This is a genomic window from Micromonospora sp. NPDC047548 (assembly GCF_040642975.1).
Classification (GTDB): domain Bacteria; phylum Actinomycetota; class Actinomycetes; order Mycobacteriales; family Micromonosporaceae; genus Micromonospora.
On record NZ_JBEYTI010000043.1, the window covers coordinates 36,816 to 46,505 of the forward strand.

Consider the following 9,690-nt stretch of genomic DNA (forward strand, 5'->3'; position numbering starts at 1 on the left):
GCTGCCAGGGTTTGAGCGTGTCGGCGGCCAGGATCCGGCGGATCGTGGACGCGGAGATCGCCGCCGTGATGCCCCGGCTGACGGCTTCGGCGGCCAGGACGGGGCCGCTCCACCTCGACAGCGGCGTACCGGTTTCGGCCGGTAACTGGCAGGCGAGGGCTTTGACCTCGGCTACCTGCGCCTGTGGGGTTCCATAATCCCGTCACCCTCGTTGGCCTGACCGGACGTGGTGCCGGCGATGTGCCTGGGGCATGATCGGGCTTCGTGTCATTGCGCCTGATCTACCTCGTGCTCTGCCGCGTCACCTCGTGGCTGGTCCTCCTCAGCCGAACCAGCGCGGCCAAGGACGTGGAGATCCTCGTCTTGCGTCACGAGAACGCGGTCCTGCGCCGGCAGCACCCGAAGCCACGGCTGAATTGGCCGGACCGCGCCGTGCTCGCCGCCCTGATCAGACTCCTGCCCCGGACGTTGAAGGTGCAGCGGCTCGTCACCCCGGCCACGGTCCTGCGCCGGCATCGCCGCCTGGTAGCCCGCCACTGGACCTACCGAACCGAGCCGGGCGCCCACCGGTCGACCCGATCGTGGCCGGCCTGGTTGAGCAGATGGCCCGCGACAATCCCGGCTGGGGATACCAGCGCATCCAGGGCGAACTGCTTGGCCTCAGGCACCGGATCGGCGCCTCCACGATCCGCCAGATCCTCAAACACCTGGGCATCCCGCCAGCACCGCTACGCCGGGACCACACCACCTGGCGCCGGTTCCTCCGCACGCAGGCGTCGACCATCCTCGCATGCGCCGGCGTTGACCAGTGAGAGTGAAGACACCTTGCGAGCTCACGCGTACGACGATGAGTCCGGCATCTTCATGAATATGAAGACGGGTGCCCGATGTCCAGCCAAGCGCGTGGACGATCACCCGATCGGCGATTCGGCCACTGATGTCGATGGCGGCCAAGCCATACACCATGACACCCACGCGTGGCGTCGGAAAACCTGGCAGCGGCAATGGCGGACGGCGTAGCGATCCGTCTGGTCGCCGGCCGTCCTCGCGGATTCGTTCCGACAGCCTCACAGGAGGCACGAGGGCGGCGACCATGACATCAGCCATGGCGATCAGCCCCACCACAGACAGTCACGATCGAGGCTGTCGCAAGGGTGAGATCCCCGTGGTCAAGCACGCTTGACCACCAGTACGTCAGATACAGCAGGGATGCTTCAAATCTGTGTCCGAGGGGGGATTCGAACTCTTGTACGTATCATCGGTGCTCCATTTCGGGTGCACATGCTCATAGATTACGGCACGTTCAGGGTTGGCTCAACCTCGCGCTCATTACCGGGCGTGAGCATGAATCGAAGTCGGGCCGCGTATGGTCCAATATTGCCAGCCAGCTGGCTCGGTTATCGACTGACCGAAATGAAGGTGCAGGCATCAAGCTGGAGCCCACCGCTTGGGTCCTGGTGAGTTTCAGTCGGCCGGCGTTGACGGCAACCCGTGCCGCTCGCGTTCTTCGGTAGCGAGCGCCAGAGCATCCAGCGCCGATCAGCGCGATGCAACGAGATGTTCCTGCAACGCGCGGATCTGCGCTCGCACCGCCACGGCGAGGGCCTGGATCCGGATGAGTTGCCCGACCGCTGCGGTGTCGGAGCTGCGGTAGACAGTCATGGCGACGTCATAAGCCCCGACGAGCAGGCTGGCAGACCAGGCCAGGGCGGACCTCGAGGCCACCCGCACCTGCTTCACGCAGAGCATCACTCCACTTGACCCTGCGCACTCTGATCGATACTTTCCGTGCATGACTCAACATACGTTGTCCCTGAGTAGAGGGGACCTCGATCGGGCCTCGGGCAGCATCCGCTCATGGCTCCCCCGCGCATCAGCCCTGAAGCGTTACAGCGAATGCAGTGGCAAATCCCCTCTGGACGCCGATCGGTGCCGGGAGCGTCCGCCACGGGAGGTCGCTACCCTTGGCCCACTGTGACGTCTGTTGTCTGCGTCTGAAGCTCACGAAGATCAAGACTTTGCCGAAGCATTACGGTGAAGAGACGTACGGCTTGTTCAGCTACGGCGCCCAGAAGGAATGCAATGGCTCGGGAACGACTCGTCACACTGCGGATCGTGATATCCCAAGACAGTGCAGGCGTCCACGCAGCCGTCAGATCTGTCCATCCTGCCGTCGCACGTCCCTGACGCTGAACAGGAACGGCAGATTCCCGAAGCACCTCTCCCCCGACGGCACCAACTGTTCCATGTCCGAGGCGAACAACCGCAGATAGGATTCTGAGCAAGCGCCCCGCTTTACGGTCACGTTTCACGCGCTTTTGGCGGACACGCGAGGATCCTGCTTAGAGGCCTGAGCCATCGGAAGTGATCACATTGACCGCCGCGCTGCATGGGGGATCCGAATCATCCGAAAAGTTCGCGGATAACTCCCATTGCTCGTGGCGAGATCGCTTCGTCGGGGTAAAAGTCGCTGCACAGACGTATAGCGTCGTCCACCGTCGTTACCTTGGCCAGCGCCGCCAGGGCGCGAAGGTCGTCCACGTCGCGGGTTCGCGCCGCGAGCGCTTTCATCGCGAAGATGTGCTCCGGAGAGGCGGCCATCACGCGCAGGCCAGGGTGGTCGAAGACTCGCCGCTTGCCAGGGTCGTCCTTGCCGGATACATACACGCTGGCCTGCTCGTTGAGCCACCACGGCGGTAGGCCCAGTTCGTCGGCCACTGCACGCGCCTCATCGAGGACGACTCCGTGCGGGACGAACATCGCGTCGACGTCCCTGGTAACCCGTTTCGCGTCGTAGGCGAGCGCCATCGCGGCACCACCCACGATGAATATGTCAGCGACGACTCCGCGCCGGACAAGCCGGTCGCCCAGGTGGGCGAAAGCGCGTTCGAGTTCCGCGCGCCCCATGAGGACGCCGTCTGATCCGCTCACGCCGCAGCCAGGTCGTGAACGGAGAGGTACACACCGTGCTTCCGGAATGCAGCCGGGGCCCATGCCAGGGCGTCGGCCCGGTGGATGGCCAGTTCGGCCGGGAACCATGCCCGGCGCAGCACACGTGCGTCGACCCATGCGGGCGGGGCAAGATCTGCCTGAGCCAGCAGGTGCTCCGCGAGCGCGGCAAGCAGCGCGTCCCACCGTGGGTCTCCGGTTAGCCCGGGCTCATCTCGTAACAGGTCGACCCTGGTTTCGGCGGGTTCCCAGCGGTACTCCTCCAGAAACTCCCATACGAGTTTCCAGCGAGTCTGGTCGGTGTCCGCGGATGCCAGATGGGTGGCCAACCTGGCCAGACTCATCGGTTCGTAGCTGGTACCCATCGGGCAAGCCTCACCTTCGAGCCGACGGCTTCATTCGTTGCAGACTATCGCGGCGCCGGCCGCGAACACCGCAGAGGTGAGGTGGCGACGGGTGCCCGATTTTGGGCCGCGACCCTGCTCGGACCGTTCACTCATGCTGCGCGCACGGCATCACCCTTGTGATCTTGGTTGTAGGCAGCGCAGTCTGTGACGTTGCCTGTCAACTAACAGGGGGTGCATGCGAGCGTGACTCTCAGTCAGGATGCGATCGAGAAGACGACGAAGTTGGTCGAGTTTCTCGCTGAGGTGACGGCCGCAGTCGAGCGGGACCCAGTGTGCGACATTCTAGAAGACCCGGACGCGCCTGATCCCGTCATCTGGCTCGATGCCCTACCGCGGGGCGTGCAGTGGATGGCTAGCCCTGCCGATGATGTGATCATGCGGCTGCGTCCGTCTCGGCCACCGACGGAGCCGACGCCGCCGGAGTTGCTGCACGAGTGGATCGACATGGACCCCGTGGGCAGGTTCGCTGGTTCTGCGCCGCGCCTGTTGGACGCTCGGCTGAGCGGTGATGACAGTCACGAGGCACCGCCGGGGCGGATTGTGCGTGCTTTCGACGCTTGGGTTGAGCAATGGCAGGCATGGTCCGACGAGGCTCGACGCCTGCACGCCGTTGGGCAGCTGTATGAGCAACTTGAGCGCGCTGCCAAGACGATGGAGCAGCAGGACGACGAGTACGAGTTCGTTCTCGGGATCGGTCTGCTTCGTTGGACGGCGCCGGACGGCACCCGTTTTCGTCGTCATCTTATGGCCGAAGGTGTAGTCGCTCGCCTGGACAGAGCGACGGCCGAGGTGTCGGTGTCGATGGGGACGGGACGCAGAAGGGTCGAAGACCGGGAAGTCCTTGGCGATCAGGAGCTGTTCCGGGGTGAGCGTGGGAGGTATCGCCGTCAGGAAATCGTCGACGGGGATCTGCCATGGCTAGCTTTGCTACCTCCGATCGTGGGCCTTCTCGAGGAATGTCTGGATACGGCGGTGCACCAGGAAGCCCACCCCGCGGTGGCGGATGAGGAGTTGCCGAGCATCCCGGTGATCAGCTTGTCGCCGGCGCTGTTGGTACGTCGGCGCAGTCGGGTGCTCCTTGCCGAGGCTTACCAGCACATCCGGGAGGCGCTGCGACAACCTGACGCACAGGTTCCCGTCGCGTTTGCTCAGCTTGTGGTGGACACGGAGCCCGAGCAGCGTAACGGGTGGCTGAGGAGTCAGGGCGCTGTCAACGGCGACGTGCTCGGTGGCGACCCTCTCTTTCCTAAGGCGACGAACGATGAGCAGATGCGCGTCATCGAGCTGCTTCGCTCCGAGACGGGGATCGTGGTTCAAGGGCCGCCGGGCACCGGCAAGACGCACACGATCGCCAATCTGGTGTCGGCGCTCCTGGCGCGCGGTCAGCGGGTGCTCGTCACGAGTCAGAAGGATCAGGCGCTGCGCGAGCTTCGCGAGAAGGTACCAGCGTCGTTGCGTGATCTCTGCGTGCTGATGACCGATGGCAGAAACGCCGCTACCGAGGTCGGCTTCGGTCTTGACGCTCTGTCCCACCTGACCGCGTACGCCCACACGGAGGAACTGACCAGAAAGGTTGAGGCGCTTCGCGGCGAACGGCACGAGCTGCGGTCTCGATCCGCTTACCTCAACCAGCGCATACAGCAGCTACGTGAGGCGGAGTTCATCGCTCACGACCCGGTCGTGCCCTGGTTCAGCACCGAGCTCTACCGGGGATCACTTGGTCAGATCGCACGTCAGGTCAAGGGCAACGCGAAGCAGTTCGACTGGATGCCGACGGCCGTACCCGACCTACCCGACAGGCCACCCTTGACGACCCCGGAGGCTACCGAACTGGTGCATCTGCTACGAACGACGAACCCAGCTCGACGCGCCCGCCTCGCCCAAGTGATCCCTGACCTGTCAGACCTACCTACGCCAGCCGCGCTCGCCGAGGCTTTCGACGCCGAACTCAACGCCACGGCCGCCGTTCAGGAACACACCACTGTGTGGGCGCCCCGCTTGGCGGCTGCCGGTGAGGACATGCTGAAGGACCTGGACCTGCTCGGGCAGCGCTTCACCGCCATCGTGGAGCGTATCGGGTTGGACCCGGACTCTGAGTCGTCGCGGAACTGGGTGGCACGTGCCATCGCAGATCACTTCTCGGGACGGCGGCAATCCCTGTGGCGGCACGTGGCCGAGGTCGCCGGACGCGCCGAGCGCCTGCAGGCCAAACTTCGGGTGCACACGTTGGGTGCGGAAGTGCGTTTCACGAACGCTGGTGAGCTCGACCTGGGGCAAGCCCGTCACATGCTCGCCGTGGGCCGCGAACTCCGCACTTACCTTGCAAGTCTGACCTGTCGCACGCTTCTCGCCGTGCAGCCGGCCCGCATCAAGGCCGCCGCACTGATCAGCGGCATGCGTGTCGATGGAAGGCCACCGACTACGGTGCCTCTGCTAGACGCCGCACTTGATCATCTCGAAGTTCATATCGAAACCACTCAACTCCTGCGGCTGTGGGCCGACGTCGGGGTAGTTATCACGCCCGGCCGCGTCACCGCGACCCTGTCCGAGCTGCAAGATTCGTACCGCCAACTTCAGCACGTCCAACAACTCGCCGGGGTCCACACCACCATCCGCGACCGCCTGGAAGCTGCTGGTCTGCCGACCAGGATGCCCACCACTGACGACGTCATCGCGGTGACCTCGTCCACCGCAGCCGCCCGCCACCACATCCGCCTGCGAGCAGCGCAGGCCGCCATAGCCGGACACCGCGACGCAGCCCGAAGGCACCTGACGCGCGAGAACCCGTGCCCTGAGGTTGAACTCCTCATCGCCGCCATCGACCAGCGATCCCTTGAGGAATACCACCACGCAATCGATGCACTGGACACCGCGCATAGCGAGCAGCACGCCGAGCGACGCCGCCTCAGCCTCACCCATCAAGTGGACAGTGCCCATCCGCAACTGCTTCGCCTGCTGCAAGACAGCTGCCTGGATTCTCACTGGGACGACCGCATGCGGGATCTGCCTGCGGCATGGGCCTGGTACCACGCGGACCGTTTCGTGCGGGCCCAGCGCACAGCTGGCACGGAACAAGTGGTCAGACGGGACTACGACGACGTCGAAGTACACCTAGCCCAGGTCACCGAGCAGCTTGCAGCGGCCGAAGCAACTCGGGCGTTCGTCAATCGCCTGACTGACGCCGATATGCGCGCCCTTCGCAGCTTCCGCGGGTTCCGCAAGCAGATCGGGGCTGGCGGCGGCCGTAAGGTTCGCGAGCTGCGTCAGGCAGCGCAGGCGGCGATGGGTAAGGCCCAGAGCATCGTGCCTGCCTGGGTGATTCCCCTGCCGAGCCTGCTCGAGAATCTGACCGTCGAACGCGATGCCTTCGATGTGATCATCGTTGATGAGGCAAGTCAGGTTGGTCTGGAACATCTCTTCCTTTTGTGGCTGGCACCAAGGATCATCGTTGTCGGCGACGACCAGCAATGCACCCCGGCACCCAATCGAATGGGCAGGACCTTCGACGAACACTTTCGGGCTATTGGGGATCACCTCGGCGACCTTGATCCCGAAATTCGATACCACTTCACCCCTAAAGCTCACCTGTACGGCCTCCTCTCGGCGCGATCCGGAAGAGACGCCGTCGTCCGTTTACGGGAACACTTCCGATGCATGCCTGAAATTATCAACTGGTCGAAGGAGCAGTTCTACCGCGGCGCCAGTGAGATCATTCCGTTGCGCGAGAGGAAAGCTACCGATCTGGAGCCGCTGCGCGTCGCTCACGTCGAGGGCGCCTACCAGGAGGGATCTGCACAGGCAATCCGCAACCCGGTAGAGGCGAAACGTATCGTGTCCCAACTGCTCGAATGCCTGAACGATCCCACGTATGCGGGCAAGACGTTTGGCGTTATCGTGCTGCACGGACACGGACAAATCAAACTCCTTGAGCACGAGATCAACGCGGCCATCGCACCGGAAGTCCGCGCCGCCCGCCAGATCAACGTTGGCTCGGCGCCCACCTTCCAAGGAGCAGAGCGTCACGTCATTTTCCTGTCCACAGTCGTCACTGCGGCGCCTCGACGGGTCGGCGAGAACCTATACCAGAACTACAACGTCGCCGCCAGTCGCGCTCGTGATCAACTCTGGCTCTTCACCTCCGTTCCGCCCAAGGACTACAAACCCGATGACCTTCGCGCATCACTGATCAACTACATGCTGAACCCGCCGTCCGTGTACGGACCCTCGCCAGACCTCAAGAGTGTCAGCGCCGACCGCCAGTGTGCTCCGTTCGAATCCTTGCTCGAACAGCGCGTGTTTCGGATCCTCAAACGTCGCGGCTACCACGTCGTGCCCCAGTTCAAGGTCGGATCGCGCACGCTTGACCTCGTGGTCGTAGGAGACGGCGGCAGGCTCGCAGTGGAATGCGACGGCCACCGCTGGCACACCCGACCGACGGACGTCATCTCCGATGGGCGTCGCGACCGAGAACTCTTCCGCATGGGCTGGGAAGTCATCCGCATACGCGAAAGCGAGTTCGAGCTCGACGCCAACAAGGAGCTAGCGACCCTGTTCACCCGGCTCACCGAACGTGGGATCGCCCCGCGAACCGCATCGGACACACCTGCCAATGCCTGGAAGCCGATCGAGTTGCCTTCCGAACATGAGGAGCAGAATTTATGACAACTGATTTCATGAACAACAGCAGCGAGGTCACTGTCGAGCTCGACGGCAACGTCCTCGACCGACTCGCGGACCTCATTTGCGGCGACGACAGCACCCCCTACTATCGGACCGGCCGACAGATCACCGCCCTGTTCGAGGCCGCAGGCTGGCGCCGCGTAGGCGACGTCAACGGCGGTCGCCGTGAATGGGTCCTCCATACGTTGCGTCGCCGCCGCGACCCTGATGGGCTCCGCCGGCTGCTACTCCGCCTCGCCGACCCCCGCGAATATCTCGACGACGACGAGGCGCGGTGTCACCTCGTCGACGACCTCAACGGGCTACTCGCCGTGGAGGGCTACCAAATCCGCTACGCATCGGGCCGGCCCGAACTCGTCACGCAGACCCCGACGATGACGCGACCTACCATGCAAGTGCCGCTGGAACTCACCGCGAGCCTCGCCAACATCCTGAAAGACCCAGACTTCGGCCGCCACCTCACCGCCCGACTCAACGAGGCCCACATCTGCTGGCAATCCGGTGCCTGCACCGCCGCCGTCATCATGCTCGGAAGCCTGCTCGAAGGCGTCCTCTACGACGTGGCGCTCGCTCAACACACCGGAGGCCAGCGTCCCACCGATCACCTGGAGTCGCTGATCGATTTGGCTGCCGAGAAAAAGTGGGTCGCTCGAGACGTGACCGACTATGCTCACGTATTGCGCAACCACCGCAACCTGGTACACCCAAAGAAGCAGATCAAGCAGCATTACTCGCCCGATGACGACACTGTCCGGATCGCCTGGAACGTCGTCGTAGCCGCACTCAACGACCTCGAACAGCTCAAGGCGTAGACGCTGTTCCAACCGGGATCGGATCAACATGGGCGCGGGACGATCGGGCCATCCGGGGCCGCGCGATCACCATGCCGGCACCCCATCAAGGCGCTTGGCCCGAGCGCCTCAGGGTCCCCAACGCGACCCGCTCGAGAAGCCGCACGAGAACAACTCAACGACGGGGCAGCCGTGACGCGCTGCCGAAGAACCTTTCAGCTGGGACCGAGGGCCGAAGGCCGGTCCGCTCGCCTCGCCGCGTGCGGTGCATTCGGAGCGCGTTCCCCCGACACCGCACGCGGCTACTGTCCCCTACTCGGACGTGGACGATGCGACGTGATTCACCTGCGACCACGTGCCGGGGTGATCGGCCACCCGGGCCGGTGGATGGGGCTGGCTGGTCATGGCGGACAGCGCGTTGGCCACGTCGGGGAGATCGACCTTGATGTAGGTGGTGGTGGAGGATCCGGGGCTGTCGGTGTGGCCGGACTGTTGTACCGCTCGACAGGGACCCGGGAGGTCAGCCAAGCGGGCGGGCCTTGCCGATCTCCGTCTGCCCAGTCGCAGGTTTACCGACGGCCAGTCCGCCGCGCGGCGGGCTGCGGCATCGGGCTCATCAGAATCTGATGGTTTAGCCACTTATGCAACTTAAGGCATCCTGCCGGATAGGGTCCTCGGAGGCACCCGCAACGCCTTGACGCGGCTGGCTCATCGGTGAGGCATCATCGTCAGATGCCTGACGAGCCGGCAATTCCGCCACCACCGAACTGTTGCCTGGCGTTCTTGGTGAGGATGTAGCCGTCATCGGTGGTGCGGATGTAGGGGCATGAAGATGCCCCGCCGGCGGGTTGCCGGGCGGGGCG

The 9,690-nt window shown here is 64.3% G+C and carries 6 protein-coding genes; 3 read left to right on the forward strand and 3 right to left on the reverse strand.

From position 1 onward, the window contains the following. Positions 1-581: 581 nt before the first annotated feature. Entirely contained in the window at positions 582-812 is a 231-nt protein-coding gene (locus ABZ807_RS27875; RefSeq protein ID WP_357164151.1) for a hypothetical protein, read from the forward strand. Between the two features lie 727 nt (positions 813-1,539). On the opposite strand, the gene ABZ807_RS27880 is transcribed toward ABZ807_RS27875, so the two are convergent. The 3 genes from ABZ807_RS27880 to ABZ807_RS27890 all read right to left on the reverse strand — a co-directional run bounded on the left by ABZ807_RS27880 (position 1,540) and on the right by ABZ807_RS27890 (position 3,314). Next, positions 1,540-1,740, reverse strand: coding sequence for a hypothetical protein (locus ABZ807_RS27880; RefSeq protein ID WP_357164153.1), 201 nt, complete (start codon positions 1,738-1,740; stop codon positions 1,540-1,542). A gap of 663 nt (positions 1,741-2,403) precedes the next feature. Then, a complete protein-coding gene (locus ABZ807_RS27885; RefSeq protein WP_109817770.1) occupies positions 2,404-2,931 on the reverse strand; it encodes a DUF6036 family nucleotidyltransferase in 528 nt (175 codons plus the stop codon). Then, positions 2,928-3,314 (reverse strand): hypothetical protein, encoded by a 387-nt coding sequence (locus ABZ807_RS27890; protein WP_139586411.1) that lies wholly within the window; start codon positions 3,312-3,314, stop codon positions 2,928-2,930. The genes ABZ807_RS27885 and ABZ807_RS27890 overlap by 4 nt, the downstream gene beginning before the upstream one ends. A gap of 225 nt (positions 3,315-3,539) precedes the next feature. Here ABZ807_RS27890 and ABZ807_RS27895 point away from each other — a divergent pair, with 225 nt between their 5' ends. Together ABZ807_RS27895 and ABZ807_RS27900 are read left to right on the forward strand one after the other, a co-directional pair. Next, entirely contained in the window at positions 3,540-8,018 is a 4,479-nt protein-coding gene (locus ABZ807_RS27895) for an AAA domain-containing protein (RefSeq protein WP_357164158.1), read from the forward strand. Next, complete coding sequence (locus tag ABZ807_RS27900; protein WP_357164161.1) at positions 8,015-8,848, forward strand: hypothetical protein; 834 nt, start codon at positions 8,015-8,017, stop codon at positions 8,846-8,848. Before ABZ807_RS27895 ends, ABZ807_RS27900 begins: the two co-directional genes overlap by 4 nt. Positions 8,849-9,690 lie beyond the last annotated feature (842 nt).

Coding starts and splice junctions, on each gene's coding strand:
- ABZ807_RS27890 (WP_139586411.1), bottom strand. CDS start 3,314: ATGGGTACCAGCTACGAACCGATGAGTCTGGCCAGGTTGGCCACCCAT.
- ABZ807_RS27900 (WP_357164161.1), top strand. CDS start 8,015: ATGACAACTGATTTCATGAACAACAGCAGCGAGGTCACTGTCGAGCTC.